Origin of the sequence: Streptomyces filamentosus, from assembly GCF_014654895.1 — a bacterium.
In the GTDB taxonomy this organism is placed as follows: domain Bacteria; phylum Actinomycetota; class Actinomycetes; order Streptomycetales; family Streptomycetaceae; genus Streptomyces; species Streptomyces filamentosus.
Genome location: NZ_BNBE01000001.1, coordinates 424132 through 442432 on the forward strand (window position 1 = coordinate 424132; position 18301 = coordinate 442432).

At 75.9% G+C, this 18301-nt stretch carries 15 protein-coding genes; 5 read left to right on the top strand and 10 right to left on the bottom strand.

Annotated elements, in window-relative coordinates:
- Positions 1 to 179: 179 nt before the first annotated feature.
- Positions 180 to 872, top strand: coding sequence for an AMP-binding protein (locus IE326_RS40510; RefSeq protein ID WP_229915169.1), 693 nt, complete (start codon positions 180 to 182; stop codon positions 870 to 872).
- Here the strand turns inward: IE326_RS40510 and IE326_RS01920 are convergent.
- Positions 865 to 3069 (bottom strand): RICIN domain-containing protein, encoded by a 2205-nt coding sequence (locus IE326_RS01920; protein ID WP_308440296.1) that lies wholly within the window; start codon positions 3067 to 3069, stop codon positions 865 to 867. The two genes, IE326_RS40510 and IE326_RS01920, sit on opposite strands and share 8 nt — an antisense overlap.
- A gap of 252 nt (positions 3070 to 3321) precedes the next feature.
- Between IE326_RS01920 and IE326_RS01925 the strand changes: the two genes are divergently transcribed.
- Positions 3322 to 4320 carry a LacI family DNA-binding transcriptional regulator gene (locus IE326_RS01925; protein ID WP_190040650.1) on the top strand — a complete coding sequence of 333 codons (999 nt, stop codon included), beginning with the start codon at positions 3322 to 3324 and terminating at the stop codon, positions 4318 to 4320.
- A gap of 51 nt (positions 4321 to 4371) precedes the next feature.
- Here the strand turns inward: IE326_RS01925 and IE326_RS01930 are convergent, their stop codons facing one another.
- From IE326_RS01930 to IE326_RS01955, 6 genes are all read right to left on the bottom strand, one after another.
- Entirely contained in the window at positions 4372 to 6585 is a 2214-nt protein-coding gene (locus IE326_RS01930; protein WP_150235605.1) for a choice-of-anchor A family protein, read from the bottom strand.
- Between the two features lie 80 nt (positions 6586 to 6665).
- Positions 6666 to 7544, bottom strand: coding sequence for a YhjD/YihY/BrkB family envelope integrity protein (locus IE326_RS01935; RefSeq protein ID WP_190040651.1), 879 nt, complete (start codon positions 7542 to 7544; stop codon positions 6666 to 6668).
- 103 nt (positions 7545 to 7647) lie between these two features.
- Positions 7648 to 8439 (bottom strand): bestrophin-like domain, encoded by a 792-nt coding sequence (locus IE326_RS01940; RefSeq protein WP_150235610.1) that lies wholly within the window; start codon positions 8437 to 8439, stop codon positions 7648 to 7650.
- 158 nt (positions 8440 to 8597) lie between these two features.
- Positions 8598 to 9470, bottom strand: coding sequence for an alpha/beta hydrolase (locus IE326_RS01945; protein ID WP_190040652.1), 873 nt, complete (start codon positions 9468 to 9470; stop codon positions 8598 to 8600).
- A 292-nt stretch (positions 9471 to 9762) separates the two neighbouring features.
- A complete protein-coding gene (locus tag IE326_RS01950) occupies positions 9763 to 10704 on the bottom strand; it encodes a M56 family metallopeptidase (protein WP_190040653.1) in 942 nt (313 codons plus the stop codon).
- A gap of 4 nt (positions 10705 to 10708) precedes the next feature.
- Positions 10709 to 11173 (bottom strand): BlaI/MecI/CopY family transcriptional regulator, encoded by a 465-nt coding sequence (locus tag IE326_RS01955; RefSeq protein WP_190040654.1) that lies wholly within the window; start codon positions 11171 to 11173, stop codon positions 10709 to 10711.
- A gap of 146 nt (positions 11174 to 11319) precedes the next feature.
- On the opposite strand from IE326_RS01955, the gene IE326_RS01960 reads away from it, so the two are divergent.
- Positions 11320 to 11529, top strand: a complete 210-nt coding sequence (locus IE326_RS01960; RefSeq protein WP_150235618.1) for a twin-arginine translocase TatA/TatE family subunit — start codon at positions 11320 to 11322, stop codon at positions 11527 to 11529.
- A 15-nt stretch (positions 11530 to 11544) separates the two neighbouring features.
- On the opposite strand, the gene IE326_RS01965 is transcribed toward IE326_RS01960, so the two are convergent.
- Positions 11545 to 12180, bottom strand: a complete 636-nt coding sequence (locus IE326_RS01965) for a TetR/AcrR family transcriptional regulator (protein ID WP_190040655.1) — start codon at positions 12178 to 12180, stop codon at positions 11545 to 11547.
- A gap of 86 nt (positions 12181 to 12266) precedes the next feature.
- Positions 12267 to 13508 carry an alanine racemase gene (locus IE326_RS01970; RefSeq protein WP_150235622.1) on the bottom strand — a complete coding sequence of 414 codons (1242 nt, stop codon included), beginning with the start codon at positions 13506 to 13508 and terminating at the stop codon, positions 12267 to 12269.
- Positions 13509 to 13864: 356 nt separating this feature from the next.
- On the opposite strand from IE326_RS01970, the gene IE326_RS01975 reads away from it, so the two are divergent.
- Positions 13865 to 15190, top strand: a complete 1326-nt coding sequence (locus IE326_RS01975) for a D-arabinono-1,4-lactone oxidase (protein ID WP_190040656.1) — start codon at positions 13865 to 13867, stop codon at positions 15188 to 15190.
- Positions 15191 to 15246: 56 nt separating this feature from the next.
- On the opposite strand, the gene IE326_RS01980 is transcribed toward IE326_RS01975, so the two are convergent.
- Entirely contained in the window at positions 15247 to 16512 is a 1266-nt protein-coding gene (locus tag IE326_RS01980) for a KamA family radical SAM protein (RefSeq protein WP_190040657.1), read from the bottom strand.
- A 521-nt stretch (positions 16513 to 17033) separates the two neighbouring features.
- Between IE326_RS01980 and corA the strand changes: the two genes are divergently transcribed.
- Positions 17034 to 18125 carry a magnesium/cobalt transporter CorA gene (corA, locus tag IE326_RS01985; protein ID WP_150236278.1) on the top strand — a complete coding sequence of 364 codons (1092 nt, stop codon included), beginning with the start codon at positions 17034 to 17036 and terminating at the stop codon, positions 18123 to 18125.
- Positions 18126 to 18301 lie beyond the last annotated feature (176 nt).

Below are 18301 nucleotides of genomic sequence, written 5' to 3' on the forward strand. Positions count from 1 at the left end.
GAGCCTAGGCGCAGTGACGGGCCGTAGGTGTTCCAACGCCGGAACTTCCCCCGTGGTGGTTGTCCGGCGTGACAGCAGACCCTGTGCGCGCCGACATGGTCCGGGCCCGCCCGGTCCGGCGAAGATCGTCCACGTCCCGACCCCCGTCCCCGTCCGTACGCGTGTGAAAGTGGAGTGACGTGACCAACCTCGTGGTCGTCCTGGTGGAAGCAGCCCGGCGGTGTCCGCAGGAGCCGGCGGTACGGGTCGGCGGGGCCGTGCTCGGCTGGGCCGACCTGGACGAGGCGAGCGCGCGGGTGGCGGGCGGGCTGCTCGCGCACGGCGTGCGGCCCGGCGACCGGGTGGGGCTGCGGCTGCCCGACGTGCCCGCCTTCCCCGTGCTGCTCCTGGGGGCGCTGCGCGCCGGGGCGGTGGTGGTGCCGCTGTCGCCCCGCCCGTGGTCGCTCGCCGTCCGGCCGCGCGGGGAGGCGCGGGGCGCGCGGCTGGTGTTCGCCGCGCCCGGCTCGGCGGGGGCGGGCGGGGGCGGGGTGCCGGGCGACACGGCGTACGTGCCGGTGGGCGCGGACTTCCTCGCCCAGAGCGGCTTCTGGCCGCAGCATCCGGGGGTGGTGGACCGTCCGGACGACGCCCCGGCCGTCATGGCGGGTCCCGGCGAGGCCCCGACGGGGCCGTGGGGGCCGGTGCTCGGCCACGGGGTGCTGCGGGCGGGGTCGGTCCCGGCCCCGGGGGCGCCGGGGCCGGTGCCGTCCTTCTCCCCGGCGGGCCGGACGTACGGCCTCGCGGCGGCCTACCGGGTCCTGGACGTGCTGGCGGCGGCGCGGGCGTCGGGGAAGCGGGCGTCCGCGCCGCCGGACCGGCTGTCCGTCAGCTGACCGTCCAGCGCTGGAGGGCGGCGCCGGTGTCGGGCTGCTGGGTGACCTCGGCTCCGTTCGCGGTGGAGGCGGTGGTCAGGAGGAGGCCGCTGCCCACGGAGGTGAGGGTGTGGGTGCCGGCCGGGAGGCGGGTGAGGGACCAGCGCTGGTTGGCGCCGCCGTGGCAGGTCCACTGGATGACGCGGGCGCCCGCGGCGGTGGAGCCGTTCTCCACGTCGGCGCACTTGCCGGAGGCGTTGTTGCGGAGCTCGTAGGAGCCGTCGGTGCGGCGGGTGAGGGTCCACTTCTGGTTGGCGCCGTTGTTGGCCGTCCAGGTGACGAGCCGGGTGCCGTCGGCGGTGGAGCTGTTCGGGTTGTCGAGGGCCCGGCCGCCGGTGGTGAGGGTGTGGACGCCGTCGAGGACGGGCGGCGCGTCGGTGGGGGTGAGCGTCAGGGTCTGTTCGGCGGGGGTGCGGCCGCCGCCGACCGTGCCGCCGGTGGTGTCGGTCCAGCTGCGGGCGGGGGTGGTCTCGGCGGGGCGAGCGGGGTCGGCGGAGAGGCCGAGGACGAGGCCGCTGTAGCGGTTGACCAGCTTGTAGGTGCCGGTGGGGGCGTGGTCGGCGGCGGAGGCGCCGGGGATCACCCACCAGTCCTGGCCGGGGCCCTGGGCCGCCGGGGTCGCGGTGGGGCGGGTGCCCCAGGCGCGGGTGGCGGGGCCGGTGGCGGCGACGCCGAGGAGGTTGCCGGTGGCGGCGTTGGCGATGCGGTAGGAGCCGTCGCCCTTCGCGGTGAAGGTCCACGCCTCCAGGGCCGAGCCGGTGGGGGCGGCCGCCGAGGTGGTGGCGGAGCCGCCCTGGACCTGGGCGAGGACCCGGCCGGCGCCGCTGGAGATGCGGTGGGCGCGGGTGGTGTCGACGGGGGCGGCGGGCGCGTCGGTGCCGAGGGACAGGTTGACGTACTCGCCGCTCGCGCCGCCGGAGCAGCCGAAGGAGCAGTAGGCGCGGAAGTCCTTGCCGGTGATGCCGGAGGAGGTGCGGCTGCCGCTGTCGAGGAACCAGCGGTACCAGGAGGCGGTCCGGTAGCTCCCGGTGTCGCCGAGCCGGAACCACTTCTGGGTGGTCAGGTCGGCGGTGGCGTACAGCTCCTGCGGGGCGTTGCCGCTCTGGTCGACGGCCTGCGGCTCGCCGACGTAGAGGCCGAGGTGGGCGTTGTAGGTGATGTCCATGACGAAGAGCGGGGAGGTCGCGGGGGTCAGTCCGGCGGCGACCTGCTGGGCCACGGTGCCGGCACTGGCCGGGGAGTACTCCTTCGCCGGGGGCACGTAGCCGGTGGCGCTGCCCGCGCCGACCGGGACCATGGTGGATTCCCGGCCGCCGACGCCGGGCTGGGTCCAGGCGCCGTCGTACCACTTGCGCCAGGAACCGGGCGCCATCTTCCCGGAGATGGGGGCGCGGGCGACGTGGCCGTAGAACGCGGCCCAGCCGCCGCCCTTGTTGACGATCCGGGAGCCGTAGAAGACGTAGAAGTAGCCGGAGGCGGTGTCGGCGAAGAGCCGGGGGTCGCCGGTGCCGTAGTGGTAGGTCTGCTGCGGGAAGGCGGCGGTGTCGCCGCGCTTCGTGCTGTACGGCGAGGTGATGACGTGGTCCTTGACGGTCCACGTCCGGCCCTGGTCCTTCGAGACGGCGTAGTCGATGCCGTCGTAGTGGATGCCGTCGGCGAAGGGCTGCGGGGTGAACTCGTTGTGGATGAGGCCGTACCAGTCGCCGGTGTCGGGGTCGACCCACAGTCCGGTCAGGTCGCAGTAGTTGCGGTGGGCGTAGCCGCTGCCGGCCGGCGCGGGGGTGGACTCGACGCCGGTGGGGCTGTTGTCGCAGCGCCAGGTGGTGTCGTCGTTGCGGTCGGCGGGGTTCGCGGGGTTCACGGCGTCGCTGATCGCGGCGGAGCGGTTCGCGGTGTCGAAGTCGGTGCCGGTGTAGAAGGTCCACTTGCGGGGGTCGTTCGTCCCGTACAGGGCGTGGGCCTGCTGGTAGTAGAAGGTGCCGTCCTTGTCGATGTAGGGGCTGGCGGGGGTGTCGTCGGGGCGGTTCCAGGTGCCCTTGGCGCCGACGGTGACCGTGTAGGAGGCGGTGGCGGACGCGGGGGCGGCCGGGGCGGGGGCGGGGGCGGCGAGGGCGGCGCCGCCGGACGCGGCGAGGGCCGCCGCGACGAGCGTGCTCACGAATCTGCTGCGCGGAAGGTGCACGGGCACTCCCTGGGGTGGAGGAGTCGAGCCGCTGACGGCACGGACCCTAGAGCGCATTTGACCGGTAAAACAAGAGCCCTGACACCTCAGGTCCCTTTCGGTACAAGGGAGTTGGCGGCCAGAATGGCGAACGGGCCTCTTCCGTCCGCGCCTTGACCGCAGGTGGGGGCCCGGTTACGTTGCGAGCCGGGCGGGATCGGCGGGCGGGGCGGGTACGACGGGGGCGTCATGGTCACCATGCAGGACGTGGCGGAGCGGGCCGGCGTCACCAAGCAGACCGTCTCCAACGTCGTCACCGGCCGCGTGACGGTCCGCCCGGCCACGGAGGCGCGGGTCCGCGCCGCGATCGCCGAACTCGGCTACGTTCCCAACCTGGTGGCCCGTTCGCTCGCCACCGGCAGCAGCCGCACCGTGGGCCTCTTCGTGCCGACCGTCTCCGCGCCGTTCTACGCGGACGTCGTCGAGGAGGTCGAGGACGCCCTGGAGGAGCGCGGCCACCGGCTGCTGCTGTGCACCACCCGCCTCGACGGGGAGCGGGCCCGGCGCCATCTGGCCGGGCTCGCCGCCCGGTCCGTGGACGCCCTCCTGATCGCCGGCGACCAGGGGCTGACCGGGCACCTGCCGCTCCTCGCGGACGTCCGCTTCCCGGTGGTGCTGTGCGCCTGGGAGGCGGCGCTGCCGGACGGCTTCCCGGTCGTCACCGTCGACTACGAGCACGGCGGCCACCTCGCCGGGCGGCACCTGCGGGCGCTCGGCCACGAGCGGGCGCTGGTCCTCGCCAGCCCGGCGCACACGGTCCGGACCGCGGGTTTCCGGCGGGCCTTCCGCGAGGACGGAATGCCGCTGCCGGACGACGCGGTGCGGACGGCGGCCGACCCCACCTTCCGGGGCGGGCTCGCGGCGGCCCTCGAGGCGCTGCGGGACCATCCGGACGCCACCGCGCTCTTCGCCACCCACGACGTCCTGGCGGTCGCCGCCCTGGAGGCCGCGCGGATGCTGGGCCGGAGCGTCCCGGACGGGCTGTCGGTGGTGGCGCACGACGACACCCCGGCCGGGCTGCTCTCGGGACCGGCGCTCACCACCGTGGTCCTCCCCAAGCGGGAGATGGCCCGGCAGGCCGTCGGCCTCGCCCTCGGCGCCGCTTCGCGGGGCGCGCGCCCCGATCCGCGGCCCCGGCTGCTGCTGCCCGCCCTCGTCCCCGGGGAGAGCACCGCGCCGGTGCGCTGACGCTCCCGGGGGCGGACGGTGGTCACCGTCCGCCCCCGGGAGGCCGTCCGCTCAGGCGGTGGCGGCGCGGTGCGCGCCGTCGGGGCACTCGTCGCCGTAGCCCTCGTCGCCGTAGCCCTTCGGCTCACAGGGGTCGGGGCCGGGGTCCGGGCCGTCGCCGCGCCGGTTGTCCAGGGCGACGAAGACGACCTCCTGCTCCGCGCTCACCACGTACGGCCCGCTGACCGGGTTCCGCGGCGGCTCGTAGCCGTCCGGGACGCCGGTCTCCCGCAGGTAGTACGTGCCGTGGTCGAGCTCGCCGAAGCCGCACAGTCCGGCGAAGCCGGTGGTGCAGGGCTCGCCGACGCGGGTGTCGGGGTCGGCGCCGGAGGTCTGGAGCCCGGCGACCCCGTTGGTCTCCTCCCACAGCTCGAAGGTGGCGCCGCGCAGCGGCATCCCGCTGTCGGCGTCGGTCTTGAACAGCCGCACCGACCCGGTCCCCGGCGGGACGGGCGTGCGGGAGTTGGCGGCCCGGACGTCGACGCCGGCCTCCGCGTTCTCCTCGGTGAGGACGAGCGGTCCGAAGACCGGGTCCGCCGGCAGGTCGTAGCCGTCCGGGGCCGCCGTCTCCTGCCAGTAGTACGTGCCGGTCCCCACGGTCCGCGAGCAGACGCCGTCCGCGCCGGTCGTGCACGGGGTGCCGACCGCCGTGTCGGGGTCGGCGCCGCCGGTCTGGAGTCCGGCGGTGCCGTTGGTCTCCTCCCACAGGCGGAAGGTGGCGCCGGACAGCGGGGCGCCGCTCTCGGCGTCGGTCTTCGTCACCCGGACCTCGCCGGTGACCGGCGGGACGGGGGTGGCGGTGTTGTCCGCCTCGACGCCCACGCCGGCCGGCGCGTTCGCCCCGGTGAGGACGAGCGGTCCGAAGACGGGGTCCGCCGGCAGGTCGTAGCCGTCCGGGGCCTTCGTCTCCTGCCAGTAGTACGTGCCGGTCTCCACGGTCCGCGAGCAGACGCCGTCCGCGCCGGTCGTGCACGGCACGGAGACGGTGGTGTCCGGGTTGATGCCCTGGGTCTGGAGGCCCGGGACGCCGTTGGTCTCCTCCCACAGCTGGAAGGTGGCGCCGGGCAGCGGGTCGCCGGTCTCGGCGTCGGTCTTCGTCACCCGCACCTCGCCGGTGACGGTGCTGGGGGTGTCGCAGTCCGGCAGGTCGCCGTTGAAGGGGTAGGCGTGGAACTCCTGGCCGCCGCCGCCCGTGGCGGAGCTGGTGTGGGTGAGGGAACCGGTGGTGAAGAAGCGGCCGTTGATCCCGGGCAGGGAGACGGTCGTGGTGGACGCCTGGTTGCCGATGAGGAAGCTGCCCTGGAACTGGCCGGTGCCGACCAGGTCGACCTCGGTGGCGTCGGGGAAGTTCCACAGCAGCCGCTCGCGGTGGGCGTTGAGCGGGTCGTCCTTGTCGGCGATGGCGCCGCTGTAGGTGTTGATCGTGCGGTCGGCGCCGAGGACGTTGACGAGGATCGTGGCGCCGGCGGGGATGTTCGCGAAGACGACGCCCTGCTGGCTGTCGGTGGGCTTGACCATGTCGAAGTCGACGGTGAAGACCTGGAGCGGGGAGCTGCCGTCGCCGGTGAAGAGGGTCTGTTCGCCCTGGTTGACGGCGGTGCCGGTCGGGGTGCGCGGGACGCCGTCCACGCGGGCGTAGCACTGGCTGGCCCGGGTCAGCCGGTCGCGGAGCGCGGTGTACGGCGCGGTGGCGTCGTCGTCCTGTTCGAGGGTGGACTGGACGGTGCCGGTGACGGCGCCCGCATGGCGGACGACGCCGGCCTCGGCCAGCAGCCGCTGGCCCGCGGCGACGGTGACGTCGCCGCCCGTGGTGAGCCAGTCGGCGCCCTCGGAGGGCGGCACCTTCGAACCGACGCCGACCTCGCCGACGTTGTAGATCCCGTCCGCGTCCTTCCTCATGTCGAAGGAGTCGAGGACGACCACGCGGCCCTCGGCCTCGGCGGCCCGGCCGCGGACCAGGTAGTCGCCGCCGACGTAGATGTTGATCGCGTCGTCCCGGCCCTTGACCGGATCGTTGTCGATCTCGGGGAAGGGGGAGGGGCAGCCGGGCGGGTCGCCGGCGACGCAGGGGCCGAGGCCGCCGGGGAGGCCGGCGGCGGCCGCGGGCACGGCCGCCGGGCCGAGCACCAGGGCGGGGACGGCCGCGAGCGCCAGGGCGCAGGCGAGGCCCGTCGCCCCGGCGCGTCTCCGGGGGCGAGCCGGGGGGCGAGTCGTGTGCTGTGTCATGCGGGGAGTCTCGAAGGGCCCTGGGCGGCCCACCACTCGTGCGGCCCGCCGTTGGGCCGGTCAGGGCGGCCGCTCACCCGTCAGGTGCGTCCGGCTCCGCCGTCGGGAGCAGTCGCCGCGGGGCGGGCGGCCCGGTCGGTGCCGAGGCGGCGGGCGAGGGCGGGTTCGCGGGCGAGTACGGCTCCGATGGTGAAGGCGAAGGTCAGCGCGGCGCAGACGACGATCAGCCAGGACAGCAGGGTGAGGACCAGGCCGAGGGCGCCGTACTCGGCGAGGGCGCGGTTGAGCGCGCCCGGCATGTAGAAGCGGGCGGTGACCCCGAGGACGGTGGTGGCGGTGCCGCCGAGGAGGGCGCCGGGCAGCAGCGGCAGCCAGGGGACGCGCTTGGCGAGCAGGAGGTGCTGGGTCCAGAGCCAGACGCCGGTGCTGACCAGGAAGTACAGCGGCAGTCCCAGCCAGCCGCCGGCGCCGAAGCCGTCCCGGATGGGGGCCTGGAGGAGCAGCACGAGGACGAGGGCGAGGAGCCAGACCGCCCACCGCCAGGCGGCGATCCGGGTGCCGGCCTTGGGCAGGCCCCAGGCCCGTTCGCAGACCCGGGCCATGGCGCGGCTGAAGCTGGTGGCGGAGACGAGGGCGATCAGGACGCCGACGGCGCCGGTGGTCTCCCGCACCTCGGCGGCGGTGGTGCGGTCGAAGACCCGCTCGAGTTCGGCGTCGGCGGGGCCGGTGAGGCCGAAGACGGCGCGCAGGGACTCCAGGAGCTGCTCGCGCACCGCCGCGGGGGCGAAGGCGGCGAGCGCGAAGAGCAGCGGGATCGTGGCGAGGAATGCCTGGGCGGCGAGGCGGGTGCCGGCGTCGAGGAGGTTGCCGTCGACGAGCCGGGCGGTCAGTTCGGTCAGGACCGGGAAGCGGCGCTCGGCGCCGGCGCGGAGGCCCCGCGCCCGGGTCTTCCACTCCACCGCGCCTCCCCGCCTGTCCTGCCGGGCTCCCCCGCGCGGACGCTCCCCGCCATGGGACGGCACGGGCGGCGGTCCGGCCACCCGGGCGCGTCCGTCCGGGGGGTCAGGGCGTCCAGTAGCGGGCCAGCGCACCCTCCTTGTACGGGGCGGGGCTGACGCTCAGCTCGCCGGAGAAGGGGCGGTCCAGGACGAGGACGAGGAGCAGGCTGAAGCCGATGAGGGCGGCGACGGAGGCGACGAACAGCAGCTGGATCCGCAGCCGCCGCATCCCGTACAGGAAGGTCAGCGGCACGAGGACGAGCGCGCCGCCGAAGGCCAGGACCTGGAGCAGCGGCGGGAGTTCCTGCTCGGCCATGGTGATCCGGGCCCGGCGCTGGGCGGCCACGTCGTTGAGGTGCGAGACGGCCTCCTCGTAGAAGACCTCCTCGCGCGGGGTCTTCGGGTCGTAGGTCTGGAGCACCTCGAAGGCGGCGACGAGGCTGCGTTCGGTGGCGCCGTACTGCGGCCGGCCCTCGCGCATCAGGGGCCACTGCTGCTCGACGACGGCGTGGACGTAGTCGCTGAGCGCCGCGTCGAGGCCGGACCGGACCTCCGGCGGGAAGGCGGCGGCGTCCCGGGCGATGAGGGCCGCGTCGGTGGCCTCGGCGGCGACGATGGTCTGGGTGCTCTCCAGTTGGGTCCAGAGGGTGACGATGACGAAGGCGAGGATGATGCCGTAGATCGCGCCGAACATCCCGAGGGTGACGCCGACCATGTCGTTGTGCTCCCCTCCGGCGAGCGACGGATGGCGGCGGCGGAGCAGCACGCTGCCGGTGACGGCGAGGACGACGGTGCCGCCGACGAGGAGGAGGGCGAGGGAGAAGGAGCTGAGGTGGTTGAGCAGCCAGAGCGACATGGGCGCGGAGTCTAGGCATCCGGCGCACCGCCTCCGGACCGCACCGGAGGCGCACGCCCCCGGCGCACGGGAAGAGTGCACACCATCGGGTGACCCCGCCCGACGCCCCCGGTGACCGCCGTGGGGGTACGGCGGCCGCCGGGGGCGCGGGCCCCGGATCAGCCGAGACGGGCCAGGAGGTCGGCGAAGGGCTCGGGCCTGTGGACGTACCCGACGTGCGGGACGGGCAGGGTGTGCACCTCGAAGGGGTGGTCCGGGGTGAGGGCGTCCGCCGTGCGGATCATGTGGTCCTGGACGGCCGGGGTGAGGGCACGGTCGGCGGAGAACCGGACGTACGTGTGGGGCACCCGGCGCCACGCGCCGGGGTCGACGAGGGCGGCCGGTTCCAGGACGCCGTGGTTCTCGTCGGCGTCGAGGGTGTCGAGGAAGAGCCGGAAGCGGTGGTCGGTGGCGTCGGCCATGATCGCGGCCTTCAGCAGGGCGAAGACCTCCGGGTCGTGGTGCGCGCGGCGCCAGTCGAGGCGGACGACGCCCGGGTCGCGCCCGGGGGCGTCGTACGGCACGGCGATCCGGGCCGCCGCCGCGTCGAGGAGGTTGTCGTCGGGGACGTCCCGGGCCCCGGTGAGCAGGGCGGGGTCGGCCAGGCAGAGGGCCGACAGGTAGACGACCCGGTGGACGAGGTCCGGGACGGCGTTGACGACGGCGGTGAGGGTGAGGCCGCCGAGGCTGTTGCCGGCCAGGACGACGGGCCCGTGGGCGGTGAGCCGCCGCAGCACGCCGACGACGTGCCGGACGTTGTCGGCGAGGGTGACGCCGTGCATCGGGGAGGGTTCCGAGGCCAGGGCCGCGGGGTCACGGGGCTGCCGGTGGTACGCGGCGGGGCCGGTGGCCGCGTCGCCGTGGCCGGGCAGGTCGACGGCGTACGAGCGGAGGCCGCGCAGGGCCAGCTCGTTCTGGAGGGGTCCCCAGGCACGGGCGTTGCTGGAACCGCCGTGCACGAACAGGAAGGTGGGGCGCGGGTCTGCGCGCATGGGAAGGAGTCCTCGTCGTCCGGAGGCGAACGGTGGGCACGGGGACCCGGATCCGGCGGCCCGGACGCGCGCGCACGCTTCCGTCGCCTCCTCCGCCCGGACGGGCGGAGGAGGCGTACGGGGCCGCGCGGGGCGCGACGGGGCCGGAACCGCGGTCAGCGCGCGGAACGCAGCCGGGTCGACCGGAAGTCGTGGAGGACGGAGCACATGCGCCGGACCCTAGCCCCGCCCGGCCGGGGCCCGCACCCCTTTTTCCGCGTCGCCCGGCTGGGGGGTGGAGGAACCCGGCAGGTCAGAGCGGGGTCGCGGCCTTGAGGACGGCGTAGAGGGTGACCGCCGAGTTCGCGGAGGCGAGGGCCGAGACGGCGACGCCGGTGACGGCGCCCCAGAGGGCGAGGCCGACGGCGGTGAAGACCGGCGGCCAGGCGCGGGGGGCCGGCGGCGGGGCGAGGAGGGCGGCGACCCGGCGCGGCACGGGTCCGGCGGCGGCGAAGGCCGGGAGGGTCGCGGGCCCCGCGCCGGCGGGGGCCAGGGCGGCCCGGCCGATGGCCCGGGCGACCGCGCGCCGGCTCCCGACCCGTACCGCGGCCTCCTCGTCCGCCCAGCGTTCGGCGGAGTAGGTGACGGCGGTGCGCAGCGGGCGCAGGAAGGGGTTGGCCGCCGCGGCCAGCCGGGCCACGAGCAGCAGCCGGTCGTGGCGGCCCGTCAGGTGCGCCCGCTCGTGGGCGAAGAGCGCGCGGCGCTCGGCGGGCCGGAGCAGGGCGAGCATGCCCCGGCTGACCACGACCCGGTCCCGGGAGCCGCGGCGGACGGCCGGGAGGGCGTACGCGTAGGGCGCCGGGTCCGGCAGGACGGCGACGGGCGCGTCCGGCAGTCCGGCGAGCGCGCGGGCGGCCCGGCGGCGGATCCGGCGGTGGCGCAGCAGCACCCGGGCGCAGACGCCGGTGACCGCGAGGAGGGCGGGGATCGCCGCCTTGCCGGCGACCTCGTCGTGGGGCAGGGCGGCCCGGACCTCCGGGTCCGACCAGGCGTCGGGGAGGGGGTTGCCGGGCAGCTGGGCGGTGCCGACGACCATGAGGAGGCCGAGGCAGAGGGTGCTGCACGCGGCGAGCACGGCGGCCACGGCGGTGAGGAGCCGGGTCGCGGTGCGCGGGTGGAGGTGGTGCTCGGCGAGGCGCGCGACGGGCCAGGCGGTCAGCGGCAGGACGAGCGGCAGGAAGACGAAGAGGCCCACGGTGTCAGTCCTCCCCCGTCCCGTGCCGCTCCCCGTCCGCCCCGTCCCCCTCGTCCTCCCCGTCCTCCCCGTCCTCCCCGGCCCGGGCGAGGAGGTCCCTCAGGAGCCGCTCGTCGGAGGCCTGGAGGGTGGTGAAGAAGCGGGTGAGGACGGCCTCCCGGTCGCCCTCGCCGTCCAGCACCCGGCGCATGCGGAGGGCGGCGAGGCCGGCCTCGTCGGCGACGGCGGTCCACTCGAAGGACCGGCCGGCGCGCTCGCGGGCGACGGCGCCCTTGGCGTGCAGACGGGTGAGGATGGTGATGACGGTGGTGTACGCGAGTCCCCCGCCGAGCCGTTCCCTGACCAGGCCCGCGGTGACCGGTCCCCCGGCGGCGCGCACGGCGGCGAGGACCTGGGCCTCCAGCTCGCCCTGGCCGCGCCGGCGCGCGGAGCCGGCCGCCTCCGCGCCGGCGGCGTCCCGCTTCTTCATCCGTCGTCCTCCTGTCCTTTCCCGGCCGCTCGTCCGGGCCGCGCCCGGCCCGGTCGTCGTGCGGGGGCGACCCTACCCGGACGTTCTACGTCCCTGTAGATTGTCGCTGGTCCGAGCCCCCGTCCCGTCCCCCGCCTGGAGTGCCCATGTTCGGTCTGAGCGAGATCGCGATCCTGCTGATCGTCGTCGCCCTGGTGGTCGGCGCGAAGAAGCTCCCGGAGCTGGCCCGCAGCGCGGGCAAGGCGTCCCGCATCCTGAAGGCGGAGTCGCGGGCGATGAAGTCCGGCGACGGGGCCGGGGAGCCGGCCGCCACGTACACCGTCAAGGAGACGCGGCCCGCCGACGGCGAGCGCTGAGCCCGGGGACCCGGCTCAGCCGGCGGGCCGGTCGGCGACCCGGTCGGCGACCCGGTCGGCCGGCGCGGCGACCGAGGCGAGGTAGCGGGCGTACTCGTCCAGGGCGGCCAGCGCCCGGACGTCGTCGCGGTCGATCAGCCAGGTCAGGGTGAGGCCGTCGAGGACGCCGAGGCCGTACCGGGCGAGGACCGCCAGGTCCACGGTCCACACGAGACCGGCGGCGCCGGCCATCGACTCCAGGTGCGCGCGGTACACGTCCTGGTAGTGGCGGTACTGCCGCCGGGCGAGGTCGGCGAGCCCGGGGCGGCGCAGCGCGTACTGGGTGACCTCGTACGTGACCAGGTGCTCGTCCGGGCGCGCCCGGACCTGGTCCCAGTAGGAGCGCAGGAGCGCGCGGACCTTGTCGTGGGGCGTGGCGCCCTCGGGGTGGGCGGGGCCGGCCGGCGGGAGGTTGCGTTCCATGATCCGCTCGATGACGGTCTGGAACAGCTCCTCCTTGGAGCGGAAGCAGTAGTGGAAGGCGCCGAGCGGCACCCCGGCCTCGGTGACCACGGCCCGGGTGGTGGTCTCGGCGACCCCGTCGCGGATCATGACCCGGATCGCCGCCTCCGCCAGCTGCTCGCGGCGCTCGCCGGCGGAGAGTCGGGACATGGCACGGGCTCCTCGGGACGGGGGACGGGCGTGGGGCGCGGTCAACGTACCGCAACGGGCGGCCGGCGGGTCCCGGCGCGGCGCCCCTACAGGAAGGCCATGCCCTCGCCCCGGTAGGTGGGGACGGCGGCCACCACCCGGTCGTGCTCGACGAGGTGGAGGACGTCGACGCGCTCGCAGAGCTCGCCCGCCTTGGCGTGCCGGAACCAGACCCGGTCGCCGACCCGGAGGGTGTCGGCGGCCGGTCCGGCGAGCGGGGTCTGGACCTCGCCCGCGCCCTCGGCGGCGAGCATCGCGAGGCCCGCCGGGTGGACGGGGACGGGCAGCCGGTCGGGGCCGGGGGCGCCGGAGGCGGTCCAGCCGCCGCCGAGGACGGTGACGTGGCCGGGGGCGGGGCGGCGGACGACGGCGAGCGCGAAGAAGGCGGCGGGCAGCGGGCTGAAGCCCCGGTAGTGGTCGAAGAGGGCGGGGGCGTAGAGCCCGGAGCCCGCGCCGAGTTCGGTGACGGCGGGTTCGGCGGAGGTGGTCTCCAGGCTGCCGGTGCCGCCACCGTTGACGAACTCCAGCGGGGCGACCTCCTGGACGGCGCGGACGGCGGCGGCCCGGCGGGCGCGCAGCTCGCGGGCGGAGAGGTGCTGGACGACGCGGACGGCGGCGCGCATCGGACGGGCCTGGGCCGGCTGGTCGTCGCCGACGCCGGCGATCTGCCCCTCGTACGCCATCACGCCGACCAGGCGCAGCCGGGGCCGGGCGGCGACGGCGCGGGCCAGCGCCGCCGCCTCGGCGGGGGCGTGGACGGGCGAGCGGCGCATGCCGAGGTGGACCCGGCCGCCGAGCAGGCGGAGGGAGGCGTCGAGGTCGAGGCAGACCCGGACCGGGGGGCCGGAGGGGCCGGCGGCGGCGGTGAGGAGGTCGAGCTGTTCGGCGGAGTCGACCATGACGGTGATCCGGGCGGCGGCGTCCTCGTCGGCGGCGAGCCGGGCCAGCGCGTCGGTGTCGGCCGTGGGGTAGCCGACGAGGACGTCGACGGCGGGGTCGCGGGAGGCGAGCCACAGGGCCTCGGGGAGGGTGAAGGCGAGGACGCCGGAGAAGCCGGGGCGGGCCAGGACCTCGTCGATCAGGGCCCGGCAGCGGAGCGACTTGCTGGCGAGGCGGATCGGCTTGCCGCCGGCGCGGCGGGCCATCTGGGCGGCGTTGGCCCGCAGGGCGCCGAGGTCGACGACGGCGAAGGGCGGCTGGAGGCCGGCGGTCGCCTTCTCCAGGTCGGCGAAGCCCGCGGGGCGCGGGACGGGCGCGGCGGCTGCGGCGTCGGGGCGGGCGCTTGCCATGGTGGCGGGCCTTTCGTGGACCTCTGCGGGAGCGGGCGGGCCCTGCGCGGGATGTGCGGAAACGCTCCGAGGGGCGTGTGGGTCCCTTCGAAAAGCCCCGCGGGGCCGGTGGCGACGCCGTCACGGTCTCTTGGACGACCGTCCAAGTCAAGACTCCGGGACCCTTGACTTGGACGCTTGTCCAAGTCCACTCTTCCGGACAGCGAGAACCGGCGGTAACCCGCCATTGCCGCCCTCCGCCCCCGACCCGGGCCCCGACCCCGGCTCGGGCCCCGCCCCCGGCCGGGACCTCGGACCCGAATCCGATCCCGACCCCGGCCCCCACCTCGACCCCGACCCCGAAGGGAACGCCCGGCATGAGCAGCAGCGAGAACGGCGTCTGGCGCAACTGGGCCGGGAACGAGGAGGCCGCGCCCCGGCGCGTCCTGCGTCCGGCCCGCACCGAGGACGTGGCCGCCGCCGTGAAGGACGCGGTACGGGACGGGCTGCGGGTCAAGGCGATCGGCTCCGGCCACTCCTTCAGCCCGATCGCCGTCGCCCCCGACGTCCAGCTCCGGCTCGACCGGCTCGACGCCGTGGACGCGGTGGACCCTGAAACCGGCCTCGTCACCGTCGGCGCGGGCATGCCGCTGTGGAAGCTGAACCCGCTGCTCGCCTCGCACGGCCTCGCCCTGGAGAACATGGGCGACATCGACCGGCAGACGGTGTCGGGCGCGATCTCCACCGGCACCCACGGCTCCGGGATCCGCTTCGGCGGCATCGCCACCCAGGTCCGCGCCCTGGAACTGGTGCTGGCCGACGGATCGGTGACGGTCTGTTCGGCGGACGAGCGGCCCGAGCTCTTCGCGGCGGCGCGGGTCGGGCTCGGCGCGCTCGGGATCATCACGAAGGTGACGCTCCAGACCGTCCCGCTGTACGCCCTGCACGCCCGCGACGCGTCGATGCCGGTCGCCGAGACCCTCGGCCGGATCGACGAACTCGTGGAGGGGAACGACCACTTCGAGTTCTTCTGGTTCCCGCACAGCGAGACCACGCTCACCCGCAGGTTCCGCCGGCTGCCCGCCGACACCCCCCTCTCCCCCATGGGCACCCTCTCCCGCCGCCTGGACGAGGCCGTGAGCGGTCCCGGCTTCGAGCTGCTGAACCGGCTCGGCACCCGCGTGCCGCGCCTGGTGCCGCCCATCACCCGCTTCGCGGCGCGCGCCATGTCCTCCCGGACCTGGACCGACCACTCGTACCGGATCTTCGCCTCGGTCCGCGACGTCCGCTTCCACGAGGGCGAGTTCGCGATCCCGCGCGCCCACGCGGCCGAGGCACTGCGGGAGATCCGGCGCTGGATCGACGCCCACGGGGAGCCGGTGTCCTTCCCGCTGGAGGTGCGCTTCACCGCCGCCGACGACATCTGGCTCTCCACCGCGCAGGGCCGGGAGAGCTGCTACGTCGCCTTCCACCAGTACCACCGGATGCCGTACCGCCGGTACTTCGACGCCTGCCGGGAGGTCCTCGGCTCCTACGGCGGCCGGCCGCACTGGGGCAAGATGCACGACCTCGGCGCGGACGAACTGCGGCCCCGCTACGAGCGGTTCGACGACTTCACGGCCCTGCGGGACGCGCTCGACCCGGCGGGCGTCTTCGCCAACCCGTACCTCGACCGCGTCCTCGGCCCGGCCCCGGCGGCCTGATCCCGCACGGCCCCGGCCCGTGGCCGGGGATCACGGGCCGGGCCCGTGGCCGGGGATCACGGCCCCGGCCCGCGGTCCGGGATCAGGCACCGGTCGTGCTCCCCGTACGGCACGAGGTCGCTCCACCAGCGGGCCGTCGGGTCGAAGCGGGCGTGCGCGAGGGTGCCCGTCAGCTCCGGGTCCCGGGTGCGCAGCGCGCGCAGCGCGAAGGCGGGCCCGTCCGGGAGCCGGGCGATCCCGTCGACGACGAGTTTCCCGAGTCCGGTCGCCATCACCGGGCCGCGCGCCGTCCGGGCCAGGCCCGAGACGCGCCGGCAGGCTTCCGTGTACACGCCGAGGACCCTGACCAGCGGCAGCCCGTAGTAGCGGCGGGGCCCGGTGTCCCGCGCCACGAACATGTCATAGGGCACCAGGCCGAGTTCGACCTGCTCCTGCCACATCCGGGCCCAGACGGCGGGGTCGTCGTTGACGTGCCGGACGACGGGCGCCTGGGTGCGCAGCACGGCGCCGGTGGCGTGCAGCCGGCGCAGCGCCCGGCGGGCCGGGCCGGGTTCCAGCTCGCGGGGGTGGGTGACGTGCAGCATGAGGGCGAGGTGGCGGCCGGAGCGGACGACCCCGTCGAGGAGGCGGAGCAGGTCGTCGGCGTCGGGCGCGGTGAGGAAGCGCTCCGGCGCGAAGGAGACGGCCTTGGTGCCGATCCGGACGGTGCGGACGTGCCCGTGGCGGCGGCCGGTGAGCGGGGCGAGGTAGTCGGCGAGGACGTCGGCGCGCATCACGAGCGGGTCGCCGCCGGTGAGCAGGACGTCGGTGACCGCCGGGTGGCGGTCGAGGTGGGCGCACATCGCGCCGGGCCCGTGGACGGCCCGCCGGCCGCCGGGCTCGCCGGTGAACTGCGGCCAGCGGAAGCAGTATCCGCAGTGGCTGTGGCAGGTCTGGCCCTGGCGGGGGAGGACGAGGAGGGTGTCGGGGTAGACGTGTTCGAGCCCCTGGCCGTCCTCTCCGCCCGGCGGGTCCTCCGGCGGCGGGGCGAGCCGTTCGCGGATGCCGGTGACGACCCGGCGCAGCCGCTCCTCGTCGGGCAGGGCCGCCTCGACGGCGGCGAAGTCGGCCGGGGACAGCATGTCGCGGTGCGGCATGACCAGCCGGTAGAGGGGGTCGTCGGGGGCGCGCCCCCAGTCGACGAGGACGTCGGCGACGTGGGCGCTCACCTTGAACGGCAGGACGCGGGCGACCACGTCGGCGTCGTGGCCCAGCTCGGGGCGGCCGGTGCGCTCGGCGACGAGGCGGGCGAGTCGGCGTCCGGTGTGGAAACGGCTCTCCATGTGTGTCCCCCGCCGGGTCGGCCGCTGCGCGGACGGTCGGTGCGGATCCGGTGGCCCGGTCCGGAACCGATGATGGGCAACGGCGGCCGGGCCGCCAACGGCACTAGGGCCGGGCGGCCCTGGGGACAACCCGGAAGTCCGGCCGTTCTCGGGCGTACGGGAACGGGCCACCGCCGGCCCCGGGCACCCGCCCGCCCGCCGCGCCACCGGCCCGCACCGCGCCGAAACGGATGATTCCGGCCCTCCCGGACGCCCGGACGTCCCCCGGGATTGGCGCGATCCGGCACTCCCGGCGGACCCCGGCGCGCCACCCACGGGCCACCCCGGGCCACTCCGGGCCACCCCGGGCCGCCTCCGGACCGGAGCAGAGCCGCCGCCCCCTCGGGACGCCGACCCGGACCGCGCCCCTTCCCCCCGGCCGCCCTCCCCGGAGCCGTACCGGACCCTCCCGGAACGGCCCGTCCGCGCGGGGTGCGGTGGCAGACTGGCCCGCGACCTGCCGAAGGAGTGCCACCGTGTCCGTGATCCAGCGCCTGCGCACCGCCGTCCGCCGGACCTACCGGCGGACCGTGGACCTGAGCCACCCGGCCCGCTCGCCGCTCGGCAGCGCGGTCGTCAACTGCGTGGTGTACGCCGACGGGGTGCGGCGGACGGCCCCGGGCGCCGCCGTCGGCGCCGAGGAGGCGCTGCGGTACGTGCGCCGCTCCGGGGACGGCTTCGTCTGGATCGGCCTGCACGAGCCGGCGGAGAAGGAACTGACGGTGCTGGCCGAGCTGTTCGGACTGCACCCGCTGGCCGTCGAGGACGCCGTCCACGCCCACCAGCGGCCCAAGGTCGAGGAGTACGACGGGGTGCTGTTCGCGGTCCTGAAGACGGTCCGGTACGTGGAGCACGAGGAGCTGACCGCCACCAGCGAGGTGGTGGACACCGGCGAGCTGATGGCCTTCGTCGGGCCCGACTTCGTCGTCACCATCCGGCACGGCGGGCACGGGTCGCTCGGGCCGCTGCGCGAGGCCCTGGAGGCGGTGCCGGAGCAGCTGGCCAAGGGGCCCTCGGCGGTGCTGCACGCCGTGGCGGACCACGTCGTCGACGACTACCTCGCCGTCGCGGACGCGGTGCAGACCGACCTCGACGCGATCGAGAACGCGGTCTTCTCCGACCAGGCGGACCGCCGGGACGCCGGCCGGATCTACCAGCTCAAGCGGGAGCTGCTGGAACTGCGCCGGGCCGTCGCCCCGCTGTCCCGGCCGCTGACGGAGCTGGCGACCCGGCCGATGCCGCTGGTCGACCCGGAGATCCGGGCGTACTTCCGGGACGTCACCGACCACCTGTCCCGGGTCACCGAGCAGGTCGCCTCCTACGACACCCTGCTCGACTCGGTGCTCCAGGCGCACCTGGCCCAGGTCACGGTCGCGCAGAACGAGGACATGCGGAAGATCACCGCCTGGGCGGCGATCGTCGCGGTGCCGACGATGGTGTGCGGGGTGTACGGCATGAACTTCGAGCACATGCCCGAGCTGCGCTGGACCTACGGCTACCCGGTGGTCCTCGGGGTGATCGCGGTCGCCTGCTACGTCATCCACCGGGGCTTCCGGCGCAACGGCTGGCTGTGAGGCGGCACCGTCCGGTCACGGAGGGGAGGCGTGTGACGGATCCGACGCGCGCCCGGGGGATCTTGACGGTTCCCTGACGCGCTGGCGCCGATCGGGGGCCCTCCCTCTGCCTACGCTGACCCGGCCCGCCGGTCGGCGGGCCGAGACCACCCCTCACCAGTCAGCCCGGGAGCACC

Bases quoted from the DNA above. Each gene is read 5' to 3' on its own strand.
- IE326_RS01955 (WP_190040654.1), bottom strand. From the start codon at position 11,173: ATGAAGAAGCGGGACGCCGCCGGCGCGGAGGCGGCCGGCTCCGCGCGC.
- IE326_RS01940 (WP_150235610.1), bottom strand. From the start codon at position 8,439: ATGTCGCTCTGGCTGCTCAACCACCTCAGCTCCTTCTCCCTCGCCCTC.
- IE326_RS01945 (WP_190040652.1), bottom strand. From the start codon at position 9,470: ATGCGCGCAGACCCGCGCCCCACCTTCCTGTTCGTGCACGGCGGTTCC.
- IE326_RS01960 (WP_150235618.1), top strand. From the start codon at position 11,320: ATGTTCGGTCTGAGCGAGATCGCGATCCTGCTGATCGTCGTCGCCCTG.
- IE326_RS01970 (WP_150235622.1), bottom strand. From the start codon at position 13,508: ATGGCAAGCGCCCGCCCCGACGCCGCAGCCGCCGCGCCCGTCCCGCGC.
- IE326_RS01980 (WP_190040657.1), bottom strand. From the start codon at position 16,512: ATGGAGAGCCGTTTCCACACCGGACGCCGACTCGCCCGCCTCGTCGCC.
- IE326_RS01925 (WP_190040650.1), top strand. From the start codon at position 3,322: ATGGTCACCATGCAGGACGTGGCGGAGCGGGCCGGCGTCACCAAGCAG.
- IE326_RS01965 (WP_190040655.1), bottom strand. From the start codon at position 12,180: ATGTCCCGACTCTCCGCCGGCGAGCGCCGCGAGCAGCTGGCGGAGGCG.
- IE326_RS01975 (WP_190040656.1), top strand. From the start codon at position 13,865: ATGAGCAGCAGCGAGAACGGCGTCTGGCGCAACTGGGCCGGGAACGAG.
- IE326_RS01930 (WP_150235605.1), bottom strand. From the start codon at position 6,585: ATGACACAGCACACGACTCGCCCCCCGGCTCGCCCCCGGAGACGCGCC.